At 42.3% G+C, this 21,768-nt stretch carries 16 protein-coding genes; 6 read left to right on the top strand and 10 right to left on the bottom strand.

Going from position 1 to position 21,768, the window contains the following annotated elements:
• Positions 1-217 precede the first annotated feature (217 nt).
• The 5 genes from AC570H_RS13145 to AC570H_RS13165 all read right to left on the bottom strand — a co-directional run bounded on the left by AC570H_RS13145 (position 218) and on the right by AC570H_RS13165 (position 5,752).
• The gene (locus tag AC570H_RS13145) at positions 218-2,236 is read right to left on the bottom strand and encodes a putative porin (protein WP_497355518.1); all 2,019 of its coding nucleotides are present in this window, start codon (positions 2,234-2,236) and stop codon (positions 218-220) included.
• Positions 2,236-3,051, bottom strand: a complete 816-nt coding sequence (locus tag AC570H_RS13150) for a purine-nucleoside phosphorylase (protein ID WP_497355520.1) — start codon at positions 3,049-3,051, stop codon at positions 2,236-2,238. The genes AC570H_RS13145 and AC570H_RS13150 overlap by 1 nt, the downstream gene beginning before the upstream one ends.
• Positions 3,014-4,075 (bottom strand): tetraacyldisaccharide 4'-kinase, encoded by a 1,062-nt coding sequence (gene lpxK / locus AC570H_RS13155; RefSeq protein ID WP_497355522.1) that lies wholly within the window; start codon positions 4,073-4,075, stop codon positions 3,014-3,016. Before lpxK ends, AC570H_RS13150 begins: the two co-directional genes overlap by 38 nt.
• 292 nt (positions 4,076-4,367) lie before the next feature.
• Positions 4,368-5,132, bottom strand: a complete 765-nt coding sequence (locus tag AC570H_RS13160) for a leucine-rich repeat domain-containing protein (RefSeq protein ID WP_497355524.1) — start codon at positions 5,130-5,132, stop codon at positions 4,368-4,370.
• Between the two features lie 11 nt (positions 5,133-5,143).
• Positions 5,144-5,752 carry a hypothetical protein gene (locus AC570H_RS13165; protein ID WP_497355526.1) on the bottom strand — a complete coding sequence of 203 codons (609 nt, stop codon included), beginning with the start codon at positions 5,750-5,752 and terminating at the stop codon, positions 5,144-5,146.
• A gap of 228 nt (positions 5,753-5,980) precedes the next feature.
• Here AC570H_RS13165 and AC570H_RS13170 point away from each other — a divergent pair, with 228 nt between their 5' ends.
• Positions 5,981-7,120, top strand: coding sequence for a sterol desaturase family protein (locus AC570H_RS13170; RefSeq protein ID WP_497355528.1), 1,140 nt, complete (start codon positions 5,981-5,983; stop codon positions 7,118-7,120).
• Between the two features lie 487 nt (positions 7,121-7,607).
• Positions 7,608-9,242 carry an L-glutamate gamma-semialdehyde dehydrogenase gene (gene pruA / locus AC570H_RS13175; protein ID WP_497355530.1) on the top strand — a complete coding sequence of 545 codons (1,635 nt, stop codon included), beginning with the start codon at positions 7,608-7,610 and terminating at the stop codon, positions 9,240-9,242.
• A 58-nt stretch (positions 9,243-9,300) separates the two neighbouring features.
• Here the strand turns inward: pruA and AC570H_RS13180 are convergent, their stop codons facing one another.
• Positions 9,301-12,534: a DUF8487 domain-containing protein gene (locus tag AC570H_RS13180; RefSeq protein ID WP_497355532.1), complete on the bottom strand. Its 3,234-nt coding sequence runs from the start codon at positions 12,532-12,534 to the stop codon at positions 9,301-9,303.
• A 91-nt stretch (positions 12,535-12,625) separates the two neighbouring features.
• Positions 12,626-13,531 (bottom strand): AraC family transcriptional regulator, encoded by a 906-nt coding sequence (locus AC570H_RS13185; protein WP_497355534.1) that lies wholly within the window; start codon positions 13,529-13,531, stop codon positions 12,626-12,628.
• 178 nt (positions 13,532-13,709) lie between these two features.
• Between AC570H_RS13185 and AC570H_RS13190 the strand changes: the two genes are divergently transcribed.
• Complete coding sequence (locus AC570H_RS13190; protein ID WP_497355536.1) at positions 13,710-14,744, top strand: DUF2157 domain-containing protein; 1,035 nt, start codon at positions 13,710-13,712, stop codon at positions 14,742-14,744.
• A 70-nt stretch (positions 14,745-14,814) separates the two neighbouring features.
• Here AC570H_RS13190 and AC570H_RS13195 read toward each other — a convergent pair whose 3' ends face one another.
• From AC570H_RS13195 to AC570H_RS13205, 3 genes are all read right to left on the bottom strand, one after another.
• On the bottom strand, positions 14,815-15,450 hold the full coding sequence (locus AC570H_RS13195) for a carbonic anhydrase family protein (RefSeq protein WP_497355538.1): 636 nt from the start codon (positions 15,448-15,450) through the stop codon (positions 14,815-14,817).
• A gap of 5 nt (positions 15,451-15,455) precedes the next feature.
• The gene (locus tag AC570H_RS13200) at positions 15,456-17,057 is read right to left on the bottom strand and encodes a SulP family inorganic anion transporter (protein WP_497355540.1); all 1,602 of its coding nucleotides are present in this window, start codon (positions 17,055-17,057) and stop codon (positions 15,456-15,458) included.
• A gap of 91 nt (positions 17,058-17,148) precedes the next feature.
• Positions 17,149-17,487 carry a hypothetical protein gene (locus AC570H_RS13205; protein WP_497355542.1) on the bottom strand — a complete coding sequence of 113 codons (339 nt, stop codon included), beginning with the start codon at positions 17,485-17,487 and terminating at the stop codon, positions 17,149-17,151.
• Positions 17,488-17,686: 199 nt separating this feature from the next.
• On the opposite strand from AC570H_RS13205, the gene AC570H_RS13210 reads away from it, so the two are divergent.
• The 3 genes from AC570H_RS13210 to AC570H_RS13220 all read left to right on the top strand — a co-directional run bounded on the left by AC570H_RS13210 (position 17,687) and on the right by AC570H_RS13220 (position 21,755).
• Complete coding sequence (locus tag AC570H_RS13210; protein ID WP_497355544.1) at positions 17,687-18,922, top strand: porin; 1,236 nt, start codon at positions 17,687-17,689, stop codon at positions 18,920-18,922.
• Between the two features lie 32 nt (positions 18,923-18,954).
• Positions 18,955-20,496 carry an acyl-CoA carboxylase subunit beta gene (locus AC570H_RS13215; protein ID WP_497355545.1) on the top strand — a complete coding sequence of 514 codons (1,542 nt, stop codon included), beginning with the start codon at positions 18,955-18,957 and terminating at the stop codon, positions 20,494-20,496.
• Positions 20,497-20,591: 95 nt separating this feature from the next.
• Positions 20,592-21,755, top strand: a complete 1,164-nt coding sequence (locus AC570H_RS13220; protein ID WP_497355547.1) for an MFS transporter — start codon at positions 20,592-20,594, stop codon at positions 21,753-21,755.
• Positions 21,756-21,768: the final 13 nt, after the last annotated feature.

The raw sequence follows: 21,768 nt of genomic DNA on the forward strand, positions 1-21,768 counted from the left end.
GAGAGTTATTAGTTGACAGTTATTAGTTATTAGTTGATCGTTGTGGTTTCTAGTGCACGGTCGAAATTGCTTCGTCAATCTAATCCCTTTTGTCATTCCGACGGCAAGGGGAATCTGATACAGAATTCTTCTCCATAGATCCTTCGCTTTGCTCTGGATGACAAGGCTTAAGTTGAATGATAAATTTCCGCTCTAGGCGCTAGGATATGCCTGTGGTCTAATCATAAAAGTTCCAGGTTACGCCAAATTTCAGGAGGCGATCGGGCATTGGATACCTGTTTACCGTATAGAAGCCACCGCTGAACAAACCTTGGTTTACGTAGTCGTATTTGACAAAAAGATTAGCCCTGCGCAAACCGGCTTTGATCCAAACATCCATTACAGGCTTCGTGCCTAGCTTTACATCTGGTCCGTTATAGAATTGGGCAATTGCCGGTGCATAGGAAAGTGCCGAATATGCCGTGTTGTACCTGATATCAACACCTATTTGTGTTTTCAGTGCCTTAAACAAGGTTTGTTCTTTATAAATGCTGTTAAAGGTATAAACCTCAGGCGTTCTCAGGATATTCTTGCTGTCGGTTTTTTGATAAACCACATAGGCATCCAAATGCAGGCTCTTGTAGGTAAATTTCTTGCCCACGCTTATCTGCAACAGGTTAATGCTGCCATTTGCCTGTTGTGGAGCTATGCCGTTTTTTATATCGGATGCGAAATAAAGGTAATTGTCTATCAAGTAATAGGCTGCAGAAGCATCCAAGCCATACTTTTCATTGATATAATTGAAAGAAAAATTGATTGTTTTTGTCCGATCAAAATTATTGGTCCAGTTATAGTAATTGCCGAAATAGCGCGTATAGATTTCTTCTGGAGATTTGTTTTGCATATAGGCGCCCAACACAATCTGCCCGGCTTTTTTGCTCAAGAAAACATTGCTCTTGGCTTCGTAAAGGAAATCGCCTGTATTTTCTCCCTGAAAAACCTGTTGCAGGTTCACATTGATATCAACCTTGTTGCTAAAGCGATAGCCCAAGGCACCCAATAAACTAATGTTCTGAAAAGAAGAAGTATGTTCATAATACTTGGTCAGGTCTCTTAATATGCCATATTGGGCATAAGAATAGTAATCGTGCCTGATCCCCGCATCAATTTTCAATTCGTTCTTAATAATGGAATTGCCACCCTTGCCCCTCAAGAAAAAAGTATAGACAAAATCGTTCTGCAAATGTTTTACACTGGTCGAATCGTTGGTAAATACCGAATCAACAGGATGGAATTTATCCAGAAATTGTTCACCCACCACAATAGCCTTATAGGTATCTACTTCATCTTTCTTAAAGGAATAGGAACTATTGGTATACACCAGGGTATGGGTTAATTTATTGGTAGGAAGTATATTTTGGTTATTGGCATTCGAAGTACTGTCTATACGGCCCACAAAATAACTTTGGCGCAACATAAAGGAGTTTTTCCGCCAGAGCTGCTTGGCAGTATTCAGCCTAACCGACTCTGCCAATTTATCAACCAGCGAACCACTTTGCGTAAAAATGGTATCTTTTAGGATAGAGCCGTTTTCTTGCGCCTTGAAGGTATTAAAAACAGCATCAGTCCATAAATTATAGCGTTTATTTGAAGATTGGAGCCACATGAACAAAGCCGCATTGAGCACATCGCCACGCTGGTGCGTATAAGCGCCATTGGCCCCGATACGATTAAAGTTGGCTCCAAAATTAAAGTTCTTATTTACGTTTTGCGAGTGTACGATTTTTAGCACCTGTTCCTTGTCAGAACCATTTACATAATACAAACTGGTAAAAGGAGTTCGGGCACGGTAAAACCTGACATCATCATAATTGAGCGCATAATAATCCATGGCATGAAAACCCGCATCAAAACCGATGTTCTTCCTGGGATCAAACAATAGCGAAGTAGCGGAAAGCCCCATCACGCCAGTACCTATTGTAGGCCTACGTGGTTGTTGCAACACGCTAAAATTCTGAATACCCGTTAACCCAGTATCTATGGGCAAAGTCTGTATGCTGTCTTTGGTTAAGCGTAGTGTTGTATAACGGATATACTTCGAGTCGAATACGATCGAGTCTTTTTGTCCCTCTTCTTTTTTGCGCAACGAATCGAGTTCCTTGTTATTGGTTACATTGGTTTTTAGATCTTGCGCAAATAATTGCGAAGTGCAAAAGGCCAAGCAGCAAAAAAGAAGGGAAGCAATAAGTTTTTGCATTATAGAACAGAGATAAGCTGGCTAAGGATTTGTGTCATTTTAGGTTCTGCATGTGTGGCCGTTTCCAAAATCTCTTCCAAGCTCACTGGCTTCAGGTCTTCGGGAAAGCCTTCGTCGGTTAGTACCGAAATCGCAAAAACCGGCAAGCCTGCATGATTGGCCACAATTACTTCAGGAACGGTACTCATCCCAACGGCATCGCCACCAATGATGCGCAAATATTTGTATTCGGCTTTGGTTTCTAAATTCGGACCGGTAACAGCCACATAAACTCCCTGGTGACAGGTGATATTGGCTTCTTTGGCAATGGCCAAGCCTTTTGTGATCAAATCGCGGTTGTACGGCTGGCTCATATCCGGAAAACGCGGACCCAAATCAGAATCGTTAATGCCGCGTAACGGACTTTCGTGCTGCAGGTTAATGTGGTCGTTGATGATCATCAAATCGCCTTTTTTAAAGTCTGGATTTAAGGAACCTGCCGCGTTTGACACCAATAGGTTTTGTATGCCCAAGGCTTTAAGCACCCTGATGGGGAAAGTGATCTGTTGCATGCTATAACCTTCGTAATAGTGCAACCTGCCCTGCATGGCCACTACTTTCTTGCCTTGCAAAGTACCAAAAATCAATCGGCCAGAATGAAACTCCAAGGTAGAAATAGGGAAATTTGGAATGCTGGCATAAAGCACGCTGTGCGCTACTTCTATTTCCTTAACCAAGCCGCCAAGGCCTGTGCCCAATACAATGCCAACTTCTGGCTCAAAATCTCCTATTTTACGCTTAAGATACTCTATCGACTCTTTTAGTGCCTGCAACATAGTCTAATATATTTTTATCAAAGGTTTGCTTATCTGTTGTTGCCAAATCTATCTGAATTGGCAGGTAGAATATCGGCAAATTTAAGAGTAAATCTTTTAAATTATCTCCTAATAAACGCTGACTATCCTTTTCTGTTGTAATTATAATCTTTTCTTCCGAAGAATGCTCATTAAACGCTTTTACGAGCTTTTTAATATCTTCTCTACTAAATTCATAGTGATCCGGAAACTCAAATGCCTCTATCGTTGCCGAAAAGTGCTCGAGATATTTTGCCAAAGGCTTGGGATTGGCAATGCCAGTGAGCAAAAAAATTGTTGTTGAAGCAGTTAATTCTTGCTTTGTGCCACCAAACAAAGGCATCAATTCCCCATATTTAATGGCCGAAAAAGAAAGGCTCAGGTTACCGTTCAGGTTAAATCCTTTTCTGATATCTGCTTTTACTTCTTCGTTTAATGCAGCTGGCGCTTTGGTAACCAGCAAGGCTTGGGCGCGCTTGTAGGCATTAAAAGGCTCGCGCAGGTTACCCATTGGCAACAAGAACTGCCAATCCATAAAAGAAGCAAAATCGAAAAGCAGGATATTAAAGCCGGCTTTTACCGCGCGGTGCTGAAAGGCATCGTCTAATAGAATGACATCATGCGTATCTTTCAACTGGCTGATTCCTTTTACGCGATCTTCGCAAACCGCAACGGTTACCGCAGGAAATTTCTGATGGTACTGCATGGGTTCGTCGCCAATGCTGGCTGCAGTTGCGCTGGCATCGGCCAATAAAAATCCTTTTGTTTTACGGCCATAGCCCCTGCTCAAGATGGCTACCTTGTAATCGGCCAAAAGTCTTACCAAATATTCTGTAGTAGGCGTTTTGCCTGCCCCACCAACCACCACATTGCCAATACAGATTACCGGGAGATCGAATTTGACCGATTTAAAAACACCCCAATCGTACAGCTTGTTTCTAAGCATAACCACAATGCCATAGAGCAAGGCAAAAGGAAAAAGCAAGAGGCGCAGGTATTTAAGCATATTCGATTTTCAAAAATAGCTATAATTACCCGTATAGTCAGTTTCTAGCTGACAGTTTTTAGTTGGCAACTAACCATTCCTCCTTTTTAGGGAGGGATGGTTAATTATTAATTTGGAGCGCTTCTTTGTGGCTATGATCAATGCCGGTCCTGCTATCCGCTATAGCCCCCGTACCTCGGGGCTGCCGCTCCTATCAGGGCTATAGACTTTGGAAAGTTGCTAGCTAACCACCAGTTGGCAGTCAACAGCTGAACTTTACAACATTGCAACTTTTAACCTTTCAACAATCAAATTACCAATCAAATTCGGTCAAACTGGTGGTACCGCTCATGTTCAAACTCACCAGCCTGTTGGTGGAGCAGGATAAAGAAGTTAGCGATTTTAAGCCCCTGATGTTGAGCGAGGATAAAAACTCGTTATCCGAAACCGATACCTTCTCCAGTTTCTTAAACGGGCTAAGGTCTAATCGCGACAGCCAATTAAAATTCAGGTTAATCGATTTGATCGCCAATGAGCCATCGGCCTTAAATTCGGTAATATTGTTTTTCTGAAGCTGTACTTCTTCTAGGTTTGGCAAATTGCTCAGGTCTACCTTGCTCAGCATATTCTCATCTAATTTCACCTCTTTTAGGTTTTTAAGTCCTGCCAGGTTTACCATTTTGAGCTTATTCTGGTGCAGGTAGATGACCGAAAGGTTGGTGAGGCCTTTTACGTTGAGCACTTCTATTTGGCTATTGAAACCATAAATACGGCCAAGCTTGGTCATGCCTTCCAAATCGAGCATTTTAATCTGGTTATCGTAAAACCCAAACTCTACCAGGTTGGTAAAGCTTTTGATGCCAGACAGCGAAGTAATTTTGGCCCCATTCACATAGAGCTTGGTTACTTTTGTGGCTTCAGACAACTGTATTTCTCCATCTCCATTTAAATCTACACCGTTAGCCACCAAAGCCAGCTTAAAGTTAGGATCGATAATTTTTACGTTCTGTGCACTCGCCACGGTACACCAAAAAAAACTCATTGCCAAACCGACAATGTATATATATTTTGCTTTCATCTTATTAAAATTTAATTGCTTACCGTTACGTTAACTACCTGCCCGTTTCCTTTTACTTCTACATAGCCGATAACTTCTTCCTCATCGCTATAGCTCTGCTTGTAATTGGTGTAAATGGCCTCTGAACCCACCTCGTTTCCAGAGTAGACATTGTAATAGGTTCGTGTGCCTGTTCTGAGGGTTACATTTTTGTTTTTCTCAAAAGGCACCCAAGTCATCACGCAGTATTTTCCAGGTTTTAGGCCCGAAAATTCAAAGCTTCCCTGGTCATCCAGGTATTTGCCTTCCACGCGATAGGCAAAAGCATTATTGGTCATGGTGGCTTCTTTCTTGCCTTTCGGATATTTCTTTTTCAGCTCCATAAACTCGCTGAAATAAGGGGTTACCGGAAAAAGGATCACTTTTCCTCCTTTTCTTACATAGTTTGCCTTGCCTTTTTTATTGAGGAAGGCTTTGCCACGGATGGTACAATCGCCTTGTTCCAATAATTTGGCAGTGCCTGCTTCGTCAAAAGCCGAAGTTGGCAACACATAGGTTGTTTTTTGGCCATAAGCTGCCTGGGCAAATAGCACAAAACAAATCAGGCCCGTAGACCTGAGCAGTAATTTAATGTTCATCATTTTTTAGCTAATAGGTTCAACCGCATCATGAAGCGACACGATTGTGATTGTCAAAATTCTCTTTGATCCGTCAAGAATCAGTCCAAAAAGCCTCTTTTCTTGTGCGAAAAGCACCCAATTTTAAAGAGGGGAATCGGGTATTATTTGGCACTAAATCTTTGGATTGCTATTTTAAAAAGCAGACATTTTAATATTTTAGCTATTATTGTTGGCAACAAAATTATTTTAATGGCACCAAACAAACGTTTAAAAATTGGCCAGGGCCAAATCAGTGGCTACATCTCTATCTTTTTAGCTACCTCAGCGCTTTTGGGCATCCTGTGTTTTCGCTATCCAGAACAACTGACCACTCCAGAGTTTAGAGAAGTTTATACAAAAGAGAGCATGGAAGCCCTCATGACGATCGTGATCATTGCTTCTTTCTTTTTTGCCGCCTTGAGCCTCCTGTTGAGCAAAAAGATCAAATGGGCATTAATTGGTTCGGGCATTGCCGGATTAGCCATTCTTTTTGGCGCCCTTAGCGTACAGGGCCGTGATGTAGAACGTACCAATTGGCATTTTGGACTGGATTGGATGTTGTTGGACCTGTTTTTAATGACACTGATTTTTATTCCGTTGGAGCTGTTTTTTCCAAGAAACAAATCACAGACCAAGTTTCACGAAGAATGGAGAACTGATTTGACCTATTTTATCGTTAGCCATTTGTTTATCCAGTTTTTTGGCATTGTGACACAAAAGCCGGCTATCTTGTTTTTCGGATGGATGGGCTTGGAAAAAATCCACCTTTGGGTGCAGAGCCTGCCTTTTGCCCTGGCGCTGTTCCTTGCCTTTTTTAGTACCGATCTGTTTCAATATTGGGCACATCGTTTTTTCCATACCCGCGTATACCTGTGGCGTTTTCATTCGATACACCACTCTACACAAAACATGGATTGGCTGGCGGGCAGCCGTACCCATTTTATTGACATCTTTTTTACCCGGGCCATGACTTTTATCCCTTTGTATATCCTGGGATTTTCACCTGCTGTTTTTAATGTGTACATTATTTTTATCGCCATACATGCCGTATTGATCCATGCCAACACCAGGGTTAATTTTGGCTTCCTCAAGTACATTTTTACCACGCCGCAGTATCATCACTGGCACCATTGCGAAGATCCCAAATATTATGGGCACAATTTCGCATCGATTTTCCCTTTTATCGACATGATTTTTGGGACTTATTACCTGCCGGACAAAAAGTGGCCCGAAGGCACTGGCGTGCGCGAATCGCAGTACCCGAAAGGTTTCATCAAGCAGTCTATTTATCCCTTTACCAAAAGTCCTTTTGATACCGACCTGAAAATGGAAGAACGGAGCGATCGCTAGTTTTAGCTGGCAGTTGTTAGTTGGCAATTTGCAGTTTAACAATTGAACTTTACAACATTACAACCTTTCAACCTTAAAACATTTACGGTTTTTAATCGCTGCCTTTGTTAGCTAAACCTTATTGGAGCGGGCACGAAATGAAATGGAGTAAAGCGGAAAGAAGGACTACAATTGCCGATGGGCATTACCATTGTTTTTCAACTAATGGAAGACGGGAAATGGAAGATGGAAGATGGTCTTAATGATCAAATAGCAAAACTGGGCGTTAATGTTCAATGAAAAGGTAGAGGGGTGGCATAAAAAAACTACTTCTACCATGCTTCTTCTATAATGAGCCATGCTGTACTTAGGTGCCTAAGGTGGTGAAATAAAAAACTCGGGCTTAAGACCCTAAAAATCTGATATTGAGATGAGGTTTTCTTGACCAAATTATAGGGAAGCCTTTGTGCAAAAATCCTATCTTTGTGCAAATCATACACAAAACATCATGCTTAAAGGATTTTTTAACGTACCACCTCCGGTAAACGAGCCCATTTTGGGTTACGCACCAGGAAGTAAAGAACGCGAATTATTGAAAGCGGCATTAGCTGAAAGCCGCTCACAAGTGATCGATATACCCATGTATATCGGCAGCGAAGAAGTGCATACAGCAGACAAAGGAAAAATTACGCCTCCCCACGATCATCAACATTTGTTGGCCAATTATAGCAAGGGCAACAAAAACCATGTAAGCCAAGCTATTGATGCTGCTTTGGCAGCCAAGGCTGATTGGGAAAACCTGGCATGGGAACACCGTGCGGCCATCTTCTTAAAAGCTGCTGATCTAATTGCGGGTCCGTACCGTTATAAATTAAATGCGGCTACGATGTTGGGACAAAGCAAAAATGCTTTTCAGGCAGAAATCGACTCGGCTTGCGAGCTGATTGACTTCTTGCGTTTCAACGTGAGCTACATGACCGAAATCTACAAGCAACAACCTCCGGTATCGCCTCGTGGCAGCTGGAACCGTGTAGAGCAACGCCCTTTAGAAGGCTTTGTATTTGCCTTAACTCCATTCAACTTTACCGCTATTGCCGGCAACTTGCCTACTTCGGTAGCCATGATGGGCAACGTAGTGGTTTGGAAACCTGCCAATACCCAAATTTATGCAGCAAATGTGCTGATGCAGATCTTCCGCGAAGCTGGTTTGCCTGATGGCGTAATCAACTTGGTTTATGTTTCTGGTCCTGATGCTGGCGATGTGATTTTCTCTCACCCAGATTTTGCAGGCATCCACTTTACCGGATCGACCGGTGTTTTCCAAGATATCTGGAAAACCATTGGAAACAACATCCATAAGTTTAAAACTTACCCGCGCATTGTGGGCGAAACTGGCGGAAAAGACTTTATCTTGATCCATGGTTCTGCCGATGCCGAGGTTTCTAGCACAGCGATCATCCGTGGCGCTTTCGAATACCAAGGTCAGAAATGTTCTGCAGCATCGAGGGTTTACATTGCCAAAAGCCTATGGCCAAAAATCAAGGAATTGATGGTGAGGGATTTGGCTACCTTCAAAATGGGTCCAACCGAAGATTTCAGCAATTTCATTAATGCAGTTATCGATGAGAAATCATTCAATAGCTTGGCTAAATATATCGATGCGGCCAAAAAAGACAAAGACGTAGAAATTATCGCTGGTGGCAATTACGATAAATCTAAAGGTTATTTCATTGAGCCTACGGTTTTAGTGGTCAACGATCCTAAGTACACAACCATGTGCGAAGAGTTGTTCGGTCCTGTTTTAACCATCTATGTTTACGACGACAAAGATTTCGATAAAACGCTTGACATCATTGACAGTACTTCAATTTATGCCTTAACCGGTGCAGTAATTGGCCAAGATCGTTATGCCTTGGAAAAAGCCACACAACGCTTGCGCAATGCAGCAGGCAACTTCTACATTAACGATAAATGTACAGGTGCCGTAGTTGGCCAACAGCCATTTGGCGGTGCCAGAGGAAGCGGTACCAACGACAAAGCCGGTTCGATGATCAATTTGTTGCGTTGGGTTTCTCCACGTACCATTAAAGAAACCTTCGATCCACCAAAAGATTACCGTTATCCGTTTTTAGCGGAAAGTTAATAAACGAGAAAAGGTCGGGCGCAAAACCCGACCTTTCTCTTTCATAAGTAGAGCGAATTTAATCTTCGTGCATGATGACCAACTGGTCTATCAGCAATGCTTCATTGTGATCAGACAATACCTGAATTTCCAGCTTGCCATCATTGGTATCTTCCCGCATCATCAATACCTTGATCCATTTACCCCCAACTGGTATATCTCCAGTATTAATCTCCCTACTTTCTAAGGTGATGGTCCCCTTATTTTTTAACTGTTTAGGGTTTGCCAAATGCAAATAGACGTAGCCTTTTACGCCTCTTGGCGGTTCTATTTTAAGGAGCATGTTTTTGCCTTTCCAACCTAGCTCATTGTTGCTTTTGACAATATCGGCATCAGCCACTGTAAATTGATAGCCTTTATTAACCAGCACAGAGTCTAGATTGCCTTTCCATGGCGCATTGCCAGTTGCATTTGCCCCAGCCTTTACAAACAAAAACGCCTCCTTAAATTGTGTAGGCAATGGAACCTCATTGTCTGCTATTTTGGTCTTGGCCAACAGGGCTTTAAGCTCCTGAGCGGGCAAGGCGAATGTTGGATTAAATGCTTCGCCATTCATGTAATTGAGCAAGCTTAAATACAGCTGTTGCGCATAATCGTTTTTAGGCTGGTCGAGGTTATAGCCACAAACCAATAATTTGCCTTTACCCACCATAGTCTCGAAAATACTGCCCAGTTTCTCGTTATAGTGAAAATCTGATACAGGCTGTGCCAAAGGCTTATAATTGGCCGGCATGGTGCTCAGCTTAAAATATTTTGCGCCCGGCGTAATTCGATACCATTGCCAATTGGTAAAGTTGGCGGTTGGAAAATCTTTAAAGGCGCCGCTTTTAGAATCTATCAGTGAGCCTAATGTTTCGTTGCCCTGTCCAGGAAAAAAGCTGGCCGACCAGAACAAAGGCGTAAAGGAAAGTGCATGCGAGTTGCTCTTTGTACCAAGCTGATTGGCCAATAAAAGTACTTTGCCTCCTTGGTTCAGTACGCTGTCTACTTTGGCATCCCATTCTTTTGCAACAAAAACATCTCTTTTTTCGATGGCATCCTGATGTGGTACCACAAAGAAAGTCCATGAGTTTTGGTAAGACTGATCTGCAAAATATAAGCGAAAAGTGTAGGCCCCTGCTTTATTTGGAAATGATGTAGCGGCAAGGGCAACACTATCTGCTTTGGTCAGCTTGCCTTGCTCAAATTGATTTTCCTTACAAGTACCGGCCTTGATGATAATGCCTGCTTCATCCTTAAATTCCCATTTTAGAGCCTTCTTGATGGTAAAATTATGGTAATTGGCCAATTCCATTGCTATTTTAATGGTATCGGTACGGCTGTAGGTAAAACTTTTTGTACGAATTAAAGGTACTACGGCATTACTGTGCTGCCTGAAATCTGCAGGCTTGGTGATGCCTTTATCCTCCCAAAATGCATCTAGCCAACCTACTAGCGCTTCTCCCTGTCCTTGGTAATCCTGCATGCTCAACAATTGGTAGCCGGCACTTGATGGTGCCAAGAAAACATTCTCAATCAGGTTTTTATAAAGCAATTCCTGCAGTTTGCCACTGGCCTGATGAAAATCCTTATCCTGAGTTGCAATTCCATTTTTAGTGGCTACGGCTTTAAATTCTTCGAAATTACGTGCTTTCAGCACCCCTTTATATTTGCTGATTTCGCTCCATTCTGGATAAACAGGTGCCTGGCCTACCTCGTGTGCAATGATTGGAAGATTAGCTTTGCTGTAATTTTTCTCTAGTCCGGCATCGGTTTTATTCATGCTGTAACCATAGGTGCCACCAATGCCCGGAATGTTATGCGTTACGCTGTAGTCGTCTAAGGGCATGATCTTACGTGCAGTAGAAACCGAGTACAATCTTCGCGGATCGGCCTCTTTTTCTTTCTTAAGCCAAGATTGCATCACCTCAAAATCTGAATTTCCCAATTCGTTGCCAATGCAGAAGAACATAAACGATGGATGATTGCCGTAGGCCTTGAGTACCCTGCTCATTTCGGCCTGTACAAAAGCATCGGCACTTGGATTTTTTCCTAGCCCCTGTGGCAAGCCTTTGGTGAGCATTTCTGGCCTCACGTTTTCGCTGGTTGCCATCCACCAATCCAGCCATATAATTTCGGCTTGGATGTAAATACCCATTCTATCGGCTACTTTAAAGGCAGCTTCTGGTGGGCACCAAGAATGGAAACGCACCGTATTTAGGCCGTAGTCTTTGTATTTTTGAAAAATCTTTTCCCAATCCTTTTCGTTGCACGATGGATAGCCAGTTAAAGGAAAATGAATGCAATCTAAATTGCCCCTGATGAAAGTAGCTTTATCATTGATCAGTATTTTATGCTGATTAGTAGTTAGTTTTCTAAAGCCCACTTCGTCGGTCCAAGTGTCACTCACCTTATTTTGTACCACACTTAATGTAACCGTATAAAGGTGAGGGTCAAATTCGTCCCAGCTTTTTATATTTTCTAGATTGCTTAACGTTAATGTTGTTTTCTGGCTTCCTACTGTGGCCTTTTGGCTTTTACTCATCGTTTTGATGACCTTTCCGCTAGCTTTATCCTTAAGCGATGCAACAAGCTGGTAACTGATTGGCTTTGCTGTTCCGTTAGTCAGCTGTACCTCAAACCTGAGTTGCTTTTTGTCAGCTTCCGAATAGGTTTTCACTTCCTGAATGGCCAAATTTTCAACCTTTTGAAGTTCGATCTTGCCTACAATACCATTCCAAATGCTTTGGGTATATTCAGAGTAGCCATGTCCCTTGTCCCCAATCTGGTGGATCAGGTCGTTATTAATACAAATGGTCAATACATGAGGCCCCGGTTTAAGCTTGCCCAGTTGATGCTGATGGGCAACATATAAAGGCGAAAGCGTTGATACGAGCTTGCCGTCTATAAAAACCTTGCTTTCCCATAATACCCGTTCTAAATAAAGATTTACGACTTTGTTGGCCCAAGATGCCGGAATTTGAATGCTACGCTGGTACCATGCCGGACCAATATACTTGTGTGCCCTTGTTAAAATGCCGTAATCCGAACCTTGCGTGACTTTGCCAAAACCTGCCTGATCGGTAGTTCCTGGCAACGAGATAAGCTGAGTCAATTGCTTTGGTGGCTTGTTTTGTTTGTAATTACTGCTATCGGTATCAAGTGCAAAAGACCATTTGCCTGCCAGTGCAATATGCTCTTGGGCCTTTATTATCGGGCACAACATTAAACCGGCAATCAGAAACAAAAGGAGAATAGGTAAACGCAACTTCATTTTAGGGATATTTAAGCTAACGAAGTTCGTTAATATTCCCTTTCCTAATCAGGCAATTTACTTGAGGATATGCTTAAAAAGATGTACTATTTTACTGTTTTCTTTTGCGGTAGGCCGAAGGCGATACTCCCATCCACTTGGTAAATAGGCGCGAAAAATAATAGGGGTCTTTTACACCAACGGCATTAGATATCTGTTTGATGGACAAATCAGAGTACAGTAATTGCTGGCAAGCCTTCTGTATTTTAAGGTGGTTAAAATAATCTAAGGGCGAATAACCGGTGGCCGACCTGAACACCACAGAAAAATGCGAAACAGAGAGATTGGCCCTATCGGCGAAATCTTTAAGGCTAAAAGTTGAGCCCAGGTTATGTTGCATAAACCTGATCACCAAATTGACCATTTGGTTGCTGTTTTTCAGTTCTACCCTCCCAAACTTGTCTTCATAAAGAATAGAAGAGAGAAAGTGGTAAAATGCCATGGTAATAAACCTCAGGTTATCATCACTATACCCGTTTTCGAGCGTAAGATAGATCTCTTCGAAAATCTTGATCCTGTTTTCGTTAAAGATAATCTTGGGTTCCAGCTTGCTGGTCTGTTCAGATATGAGATTGATGATATGACCGGATAGCTTTCCCTTAAAATGAACCCAATAAATACTCCAGGGATTATCCTGATCTGAGCCATAACTATGCTTGGCACCCAAAGGAATGATAAAAAACGTAGAGGGCGAAATCACGATCCTTTGTCCTTCTACTTCTATCCATCCGTTGCCATCTACACAATAAATCAAAATATGCTGATCGCTGCCTTCGTCTCGTTTTACAAAATGGTTTTTGGCTTTGGGAAAATGTCCTATATCCGTAATATAGACCTGTTTGGTAATGGGATCTTTCTTTAAAAAAGCACTTTCGATCTTCTTAGGCAGTATGATATGTCTTTGGCCCTCAAAGCCTTCCTTCTTTTTGATTTCAACAGGCAGTCGTTGTTTTCTCATGGCAAGCATCAAACCTCATCTCAAACGTATGGGGATAACACGTGCAATTGGATGAGGCAATATTTGGTTTATTTGCCGAAAGATACTAAAAGATGCCCACAACAAAGGCCTGTTAGCAAACGAAGATCATGGTTTTATTTGCTTCTTTTAAATAGCGATGCTATCTTTAGGCACACAGATGAAGATCGACAAAGACAAAAGCGAGTTTTTAGACGAGGTGATCGAGCAATGGAAAACCGATGGTTTGATAGATGCCGACACCGAAACTAAATTGAAGAAAAGCTACGAAACCAAGGCTTTTGACTGGTTAAGGCTGGCTCAATATTCTTTTTGGATTGCCATGGCCTGTGGCTTTATCTCCCTAGGTGCATTTTTGATTGACGATTCGGTACTCAATTACCTCAAAAAAATATACGATACACCTAATATTCTTATTAGCCTATTATCTGCAGCCGGCGCTGCTTGGCTATATTATATAGGCTTTAAAAGAAAAAAACACAACAGCGAACTCAAATTTAGCAATGAGGCCATTCTTTTTAGTGCCATTTTGTTAACTGCCAATGCACTCGCCTATTTTGGCAAAACCATTGATAACGGCAGCAGGCATTTCTCCATCCTCATCCTCATTTCTGTATTTGTTTATGGTACCATCGGTTACCTGTATCGCTCCAAGCTGACCTGGGTTTTCGCACTTATTTCATTGGCAGCCTGGTTTGGAACAGAAACAGGCTACCTGAGCCGGAGCAATTATTATTTCTTGGGGATGAACTACCCTTTGCGCTTTGTCTGCTTTGGCGTAGCCGTAACGGCTATGTCGTTCTTGCTGCGCAACAACAAAAAATGGAACTACTTTTTTGAGGTCAGCTATGTCTGCGGTATGGTATACCTGTTTGTATCCCTATGGTTTTTATCGGTTTTTGGCAATTACGGAACTTTGGAAGCCTGGTATGGCATCAAACAACTGAGCCTGTTCTACTACGCCATTATTTCGGCCCTGGTTTGCCTTCTCAGCATTTGGGTAGGCCTTAAGTACAGAGATGGAATTGCACGCGAATTTGGCATCACTTTTTTGTTTCTAAACCTTTACACGCGCTATTTCGAATATTTTTGGGACAGCTGGCACAAAGCGCTTTTCTTTTTGGTGCTAGCGGCTTCTTTCTGGCTCATTGGCCGCAAGGCCGAAAAAATCTGGAACCTCGAGTTTCTTAAATAAAATCATTAAATCGCACAGCCATTCAAAAAAAAGCCTCCAAATTGGAGGCTTTTTTGATGGTGTTAAAATACTACAACCAGCTTACAACACCAGTTTCTACATTATAATTGGCGCCCACTATTTTTATTTTTCCATCTTTTTCCATTTGGTTTAACGTAGCACTTTGGCTACGGATATCCTGTATGGTTTGTTTTACATTTTGCAGGTTCAATCTTTCCAACAAATCACTATTTTTAGAAGAACGTTCTTCTCCATCGGCAATAATTTCATCAATAATTGGAGTAAAATGATCTACTAAATGACTAAGATTTTCCATTCCCGTTTCTCTGATTGCAACAGCATCTAATCCTCCTTTTAAAGCACCGCATTTTGAGTGTCCTAAAACAACAATTAATTTAGATCCTGCAACGTTACAGCCAAATTCCATAGAACCCAAAATATCTTGGTTTACAAAATTGCCAGCAATTCTCACACTAAAAACATCTCCTAAACCTTGGTCAAAGATCAATTCGGCAGAAGTACGACTGTCTATGCAACTTAATATTACCGCAAATGGCCATTGCCCTGCTCTGGTATCATTTACTTGTGCTAATAAATCTCTATTGGCTTTTAAATTTTGTACAAATCTTTCATTACCCTCTTTTAGTATTTCAAATGCCTTTTCAGGGGTAATTGTTGCTTGTGTTTCTAAAGTATGTGCCTTCATTATTCTTATTTATTAATTTCTTCTACAATTTTGTTAGTTAATTTAGGTACGGTGTAATGACTTTTAATGTGCTCTAAAGTTACGATAATGCCTTTAGTATAAGCATTATGTTTGTAATTAAAAATGGTTTCCAACACATCGGGATCAATGTACCTGGCATTAGAGCCGTCGATAATTACGTTGGTTTCTTTCGGAATATTGGTAAGCAATACCTGAATAGAAGCCTTGTTTAGGAACGACACCTCTTCGGCCAGCTTAATCCTGATATTTTTCTTGTTTCCCTCTTCCTGTACCTTGTAAAAGAAAGGGTTACGCATATTGGTACGCAACAAGTAAAAAATAGAGAATGCCATACCAATGGCAACACCTTTTAACAAATCGGTAAGCACTACGGCCAACACGGTAACCACAAATGGAATAAACTGATCCCAACCTTTGTGGTACATGTGTTTGAACAGCGAAATGCGTGTCAGTTTGTAACCGGTTACCAAAAGTACTGCGGCTAAACAGGCTAAAGGAATCATATTGATCAACCTCGGGATAAACAGCAGCGACAACAGCAGCAAAGTACCGTGGATAATAGTTGACATTTTGGTTCTGCCCCCGGCGTTTACGTTGGCCGAACTGCGCACAATTACCGAAGTCATCGGCAAACCGCCCAACATCCCGCTGGTCATGTTACCAATACCTTGGGCAATCAGCTCGCGGTTGGTTGGCGTTACCCTTTTAATTGGGTCGATTTTATCAATCGCTTCAATACCCAACAAGGTTTCTAAACTGGCTACAACGGCAATTGTAACGGCAACTACCCAAACCTGCTTATTGCTGATGGCCGAAAAGTCTGGCGTGCTGAACAAGTTCTTAAACTCTTCCCAACCGTTAAACAGCGGAATGTTTACCATTTGATCGGCCCTTAGCTGATAGCTGGTACCCTGAAAAGCCAAAGCCAAGCCCACGCCTAGTATCACCACTAAAAAAGGAGCAGGTACGGCATTCAGTTTTTTGATTTTTGGCCAGAAGACAAGAATAGCGATAGAAATCAAGCTGATGACTACGGCTGCCAAACTCAATCCATTAGCGGCATGCAGAATGGCCGAGAAGGTGTTGTCGCCATCTTTTTGAAAAAAGCCCTCGTCGCCAAAGAAATCTTTGTCTACACCAACTGCATGTGGCAGCTGTTTTAAAATCAGCAATACGCCAATACCGGCCAGCATCCCCTCGATTACACTCGACGGAAAATAATTTCCAATAGTGCCGGCCTTGATCAGGCCGAGCACCAATTGGATAACACCCGCCAAAACCAAAGCAAGTAAGAAGATTTGATAACTGCCCAATGAGGCAATAGCACCCAATACAATTGCGGTTAAACCCGCTGCCGGTCCGCTCACACTCAGTTGCGAACCACTAAAAGCACCTACAACCACGCCACCTACAATACCGGCAATTAAGCCGGCAAATAATGGCGCGCCAGAGGCCAATGCAATACCCAAACATAGGGGCAATGCCACTAAAAATACCACGAGACTCGAAGGTATGTCGCGTTTTAAATTCTTTTTTAAGAAATACTTATTTATTCCCGACCCTGAGGTCGAACCCACATTTTCCATAATAAACTTGCGTTAAAATTTTATTTTTTCCATAAGAAATTGCCCCACAGTATTCTACTGCGGTAAAATTTAGCAATTCAGCGTAAAAAGCCTATGAAAAGTTAGGAGGTGGTGTTGGTACAGATGGATGATATGGATCTACATACCGTCGAGAATGTTCTATAAAGCTATTGGTTACCCCATAATCGATTTCGAGGGGAACATAAGTCAAATCATAGCGATAAAACATCAATTTATGATCGGCAAACTTTACGCTGCCCTTGGCCGTATCATCGCCATGGTTTTCTGCCTCAAGCTGCATAATTACAGCATTCATCAGACACTTGTCTAAATGCGCAAAAAATACCGGCGCGCCAGAAATCACCATCTTAGACGTAAATACGCCCATGAAGGCAATTACGATAAGTATACGGTATTTTCTAAGCCACATAAATCTTTTTTATTTTCTCGATTTCTCCAAAAATAGTTCCAAAAGCACCAAAATGGCAAATAAATTAGTAAAAAAAATGTAATTAAATCATTAACATTTTAAAACCAGTAGGATAAGCACCGTTAAAAAAATAATTTCTGTTCCAAAAGCTGTGGATTAACCGTAATTTCACCGCCCTAATCGAGCTCCACCCTTTGCTATGAAAAAAAGTCTGTTTTTGTTTCTTTGTTTAAGTCCTTTTTTGGCCCTTGCGCAAAATAACAATGCCCCATCTTCTATTGATATCCACGACATTAAAATTACCGGCTACCTTCAAACCCAATTCCAAAAAGCACAATCATCGGGCATTACTTCTTTCTCTGGCGGAGATTTCTCTGCCAATAGCGACAGCCGTTTCATCATTAGAAGGGGCCGTTTAAAAATAGACAGGGTAGATAAATATTCGAATATCGTTTTTCAGATCGATGCTACGCAAAATGGAGTTAATTTAATGGACGCCTTCATCCAATTGCATGCGCCATCGATTCCGGAGTTTTTGTTTACTGCAGGTCTTTTCAACCGTCCGTTTGGCTATTCGATCATTTATTCCTCTGGCTATCGCGATTTTCCGGAGAGGGCACGCGTATTTCAGACCTTAATGCCTAGGGAAAGAGATTTAGGAGCGATGGTTTCTTTTCATCCCCAAAAAATAGCCAAGTTTTTAACTGCCGATTTTGCTGTAATTAATGGCAGCGGACTATCGGCCAGAGATTACGATTCAAAAAAAGACATGGTAGGCAGCCTCAACTTTAAATTTGACAGCCTGGCCAATAAAAAACTGCACATCGGCTTTGGAGGCTCTTTTTATAAAGGATCGGTGCGCAGCAATACCGAGACCTATTACACCAACAATGCAAATGGCTTTACCGCCAATACCAGTGCAAGCAACGTAGGCAATAACCTTAAGCGCGATTATTTTGGCGCCAACCTCCAGTTGCAATACGACAATTCGTTTGGGGCCACCAGTTTCAAGACCGAATATATTGCCGGCACCCAACCAGGCGTGGCCAGTAGCGCAAGTTTGACCGGCCCTTATACCAGTCAGAGCTTTGCAGCACAGCCAACCACGAACCTTTACCTGCGCCACTTTAACGGCTATTACTTTTGGCTTACCCAACAGATTGCCAAAACGAGGTTCAGCGTTATCATGGCTTACGATGTTTACGATCCAAACACCGATATCGATGAAGACGAAATTGGCTTAGCCGGCAATAACACTACCGCAGGCGATATCAAATACGGAACTTTGGGTTATGGTGTGACCTGTGCTTTAAGCTCACGCCTAAAACTGACCGTGTACAACGAACATGTGACAAACGATGGTACGGCCCTATCAGGCTATCAAAGCGATTTAAAGGACAATGTGTTTACTACGCGTTTGCAATACCGTTGGTAATTTCTAATTTTAAAAAAATCCATTTTTTGAATATGAAAAACAAGATTGAAATCTTACAGGATAAAATAAAAAGTGCCCATTTAGGTGGCGGACAAGCGCGTATCGACAGCCAACATAAAAAAGGCAAATTAACTGCCCGCGAACGTATTCATTTTCTATTGGACGAAGGCAGCTTCGAAGAAATCGGCATGTTGGTTACCCACCGCAGCACCGATTTTGGGATGGAGCAGGAAAAATATTTGGGCGATGGCGTAATTACGGGCTACGGCACCGTTAACGGCCGTTTAACCTATGTCTTTTCTCAGGATTTTACTGTTTTTGGTGGCTCTCTTTCAGAAACACATGCAGAGAAAATCTGCAAGGTAATGGAAATGGCCATGCAAAATGGCGCGCCTCTTATCGGCTTGAACGATAGTGGCGGTGCCCGTATCCAAGAAGGCGTGGTTTCTTTGGGCGGTTATGCCGATATTTTTTACCGTAATGTACAGGCTTCTGGGGTAATCCCTCAGTTATCGGCCATAATGGGTCCTTGTGCGGGTGGCGCTGTATATTCGCCTGCCATTACTGATTTCATCTTAATGGTTGAAAACACTTCATACATGTTTGTAACCGGACCAAATGTGGTTAAAACAGTTACGCATGAAGAGGTAAGTTCTGAAGAACTAGGCGGAGCGACTACCCATGCCACGAAGTCGGGCGTTACGCATTTTGCCTGTGCCAATGAACTCGATGCCATTAGCCATGTTAAAAAATTGTTGAGCTACATGCCTCAAAACTGCGAAGAAATTCCAACCAGTTTGGCTTATGAAGGCTCTGACGAAAGCAGGCCGGCTTTAAACGAGCTGTTGCCTCAAAACGCCACACAACCTTATGACATCAGGGACGTAGTGAATAACGTAGTTGATGCCGACAGCTTTTTAGAAGTACATGCAGCCTATGCCGAAAACATTGTAGTAGGTTTTGCGCGCCTGGCAGGAAGAAGCATCGGCATCGTAGCGAATCAACCTGCTTATTTGGCGGGTGTGCTAGATAACCACGCTTCGGTAAAAGCAGCCCGTTTTGTTCGCTTCTGCGATTGCTTTAACATTCCCTTACTCGTTTTTGAAGATGTACCAGGATTTTTGCCGGGCACAGATCAGGAGTGGAATGGAATTATTACCAATGGTGCTAAATTATTATATGCCTTTAGTGAAGCCACTGTACCAAGAATTACGGTAATTACCCGTAAAGCTTATGGTGGCGCCTATGATGTAATGAACTCAAAACACATCGGTGCGGATATGAATTACGCTTGGCCAAGTGCCGAAATTGCGGTAATGGGTGCAAAAGGTGCCGCAGAAATCATTTTCAAAAGAGAAATTGGCAGTGCCGAAAATCCACAGGAGAAATGGCTGGAGAAAGAAAAGCTTTATTCAGAAATCTTTGCCAATCCTTACCGTGCGGCAGAACGCGGTTTTGTTGATGAAGTAATCGAGCCATCGCAAACGCGTCTTAAATTGATCAAAGCATTTAAAATGCTCGAAAATAAAGTGGTGAACAGTCCACGTAAAAAACACGGCAATATACCCCTTTAAGGTAGAAGGCAGAAGGTAAAAGGTTTGGGGCGCATTATGCAGTCTTAAAATCTTCTGCCTTCCACCCTCTAACCCCCACCTTAAACCCTTTTCCCATGTTAAAGCGAGCCGACGTCTTATTAATGGCCTTTTGTACTGGCCTCATTGTGGCAAATATTTATTATTGCCAGCCATTAGTAATCTTAATTGCCCAAGATTTTGGTGTGAGCGAAACAGTGGCCGGCAAAACCACCTACCTTACCCAAGCAGGCTATGCCTTGGGGCTTTTTTTACTGGTACCATTGGGCGATATGTTCGAACGCAAGAAACAAATCTTGGTGATCACGGGATTGGCGATTTTGGCCTTGCTCTTGGCAGCGATTTCCAAAAGCTTTTTCCTTTTAGAAATAGCCAGCTTCTTAATTGGCGTATGTTCCATCGTACCCCAGCTTATTTTACCTTTAACCGCCAATTTAAGCGATGACAGCAATCGCGGACATAACATTGGCATTGTAATGAGTGGCTTGCTCGTAGGTATTTTAGCTTCGAGGGCGGTAAGCGGCAGCATCGGCTTTTGGCTAGGCTGGCGCGCAGTTTATTACATGGCGGCCGGCATCTGTGTATTATTGATTGCTTTAATGGCCAAACGCTTTCCTAAAAGCTATCCTTCGTTTAGGGGCAATTATAAAGAGCTGATGAGTTCCATGTTTGGCTACATTAGATCGCAGCCTGTATTGCGTGAAACTTCAATCATCAATTTTTTGGCCTTTGCCATTATTAGTGGTTTCTGGACGGTGATGGTACTTTTCTTGGCCAATCCGCCCTATAACTTTCAAACCCTGCAAATAGGCCTTTTTGGTATTGCAGGAGCAGCAGGTGCTTTGGCCGCTCCGTTGGTAGGCAAATTGAGCGATGGTGGCAATCCACGTCAAAACCTAATGAAGGGCTTTATTTTGCAATTGGTGAGCTTGGCCTTGTTTTATTTTATCGGCACGGCGGTTATTCCTTTTATCATTGGCATTATTTTAATTGATATCGGTCAACAAGCGATCCATGTGACCAACCAAACCCGTATTTATACTTTAATTCCTGAAGCCAGAAACAGGCTCAATACCATTTTCATGTCGGTAAGTTTTGTGGGCGCCAGTTGTGGTTCTGCTTTAGGTTTATTACTTTGGGACCAAGGTGGCTGGAACTTGTTCTGTTATGGAATGACGGCCATTGTAGTAATCAATGTTTTAATTTATCAATTTTATAGCAGAAAGAAGTTCACTCCCTAACCAAAAAAACTAT

The sequence above is a fragment of the Pedobacter sp. B4419 genome (assembly GCF_059693725.1).

What these genes read in the sequence shown, in the direction of transcription:
- AC570H_RS13195 (WP_497355538.1), bottom strand. Translation starts at nt 15,450, where the DNA reads ATGAAGGCACATACTTTAGAAACACAAGCAACAATTACCCCTGAAAAG.
- pruA (WP_497355530.1), top strand. Translation starts at nt 7,608, where the DNA reads ATGCTTAAAGGATTTTTTAACGTACCACCTCCGGTAAACGAGCCCATT.
- AC570H_RS13180 (WP_497355532.1), bottom strand. Translation starts at nt 12,534, where the DNA reads ATGAAGTTGCGTTTACCTATTCTCCTTTTGTTTCTGATTGCCGGTTTA.
- AC570H_RS13210 (WP_497355544.1), top strand. Translation starts at nt 17,687, where the DNA reads ATGAAAAAAAGTCTGTTTTTGTTTCTTTGTTTAAGTCCTTTTTTGGCC.
- AC570H_RS13170 (WP_497355528.1), top strand. Translation starts at nt 5,981, where the DNA reads ATGGCACCAAACAAACGTTTAAAAATTGGCCAGGGCCAAATCAGTGGC.
- AC570H_RS13190 (WP_497355536.1), top strand. Translation starts at nt 13,710, where the DNA reads ATGAAGATCGACAAAGACAAAAGCGAGTTTTTAGACGAGGTGATCGAG.
- AC570H_RS13200 (WP_497355540.1), bottom strand. Translation starts at nt 17,057, where the DNA reads ATGGAAAATGTGGGTTCGACCTCAGGGTCGGGAATAAATAAGTATTTC.
- AC570H_RS13160 (WP_497355524.1), bottom strand. Translation starts at nt 5,132, where the DNA reads ATGAAAGCAAAATATATATACATTGTCGGTTTGGCAATGAGTTTTTTT.
- AC570H_RS13145 (WP_497355518.1), bottom strand. Translation starts at nt 2,236, where the DNA reads ATGCAAAAACTTATTGCTTCCCTTCTTTTTTGCTGCTTGGCCTTTTGC.
- AC570H_RS13205 (WP_497355542.1), bottom strand. Translation starts at nt 17,487, where the DNA reads ATGTGGCTTAGAAAATACCGTATACTTATCGTAATTGCCTTCATGGGC.
- AC570H_RS13215 (WP_497355545.1), top strand. Translation starts at nt 18,955, where the DNA reads ATGAAAAACAAGATTGAAATCTTACAGGATAAAATAAAAAGTGCCCAT.
- lpxK (WP_497355522.1), bottom strand. Translation starts at nt 4,075, where the DNA reads ATGCTTAAATACCTGCGCCTCTTGCTTTTTCCTTTTGCCTTGCTCTAT.
- AC570H_RS13185 (WP_497355534.1), bottom strand. Translation starts at nt 13,531, where the DNA reads ATGAGAAAACAACGACTGCCTGTTGAAATCAAAAAGAAGGAAGGCTTT.
- AC570H_RS13220 (WP_497355547.1), top strand. Translation starts at nt 20,592, where the DNA reads ATGTTAAAGCGAGCCGACGTCTTATTAATGGCCTTTTGTACTGGCCTC.
- AC570H_RS13150 (WP_497355520.1), bottom strand. Translation starts at nt 3,051, where the DNA reads ATGTTGCAGGCACTAAAAGAGTCGATAGAGTATCTTAAGCGTAAAATA.
- AC570H_RS13165 (WP_497355526.1), bottom strand. Translation starts at nt 5,752, where the DNA reads ATGATGAACATTAAATTACTGCTCAGGTCTACGGGCCTGATTTGTTTT.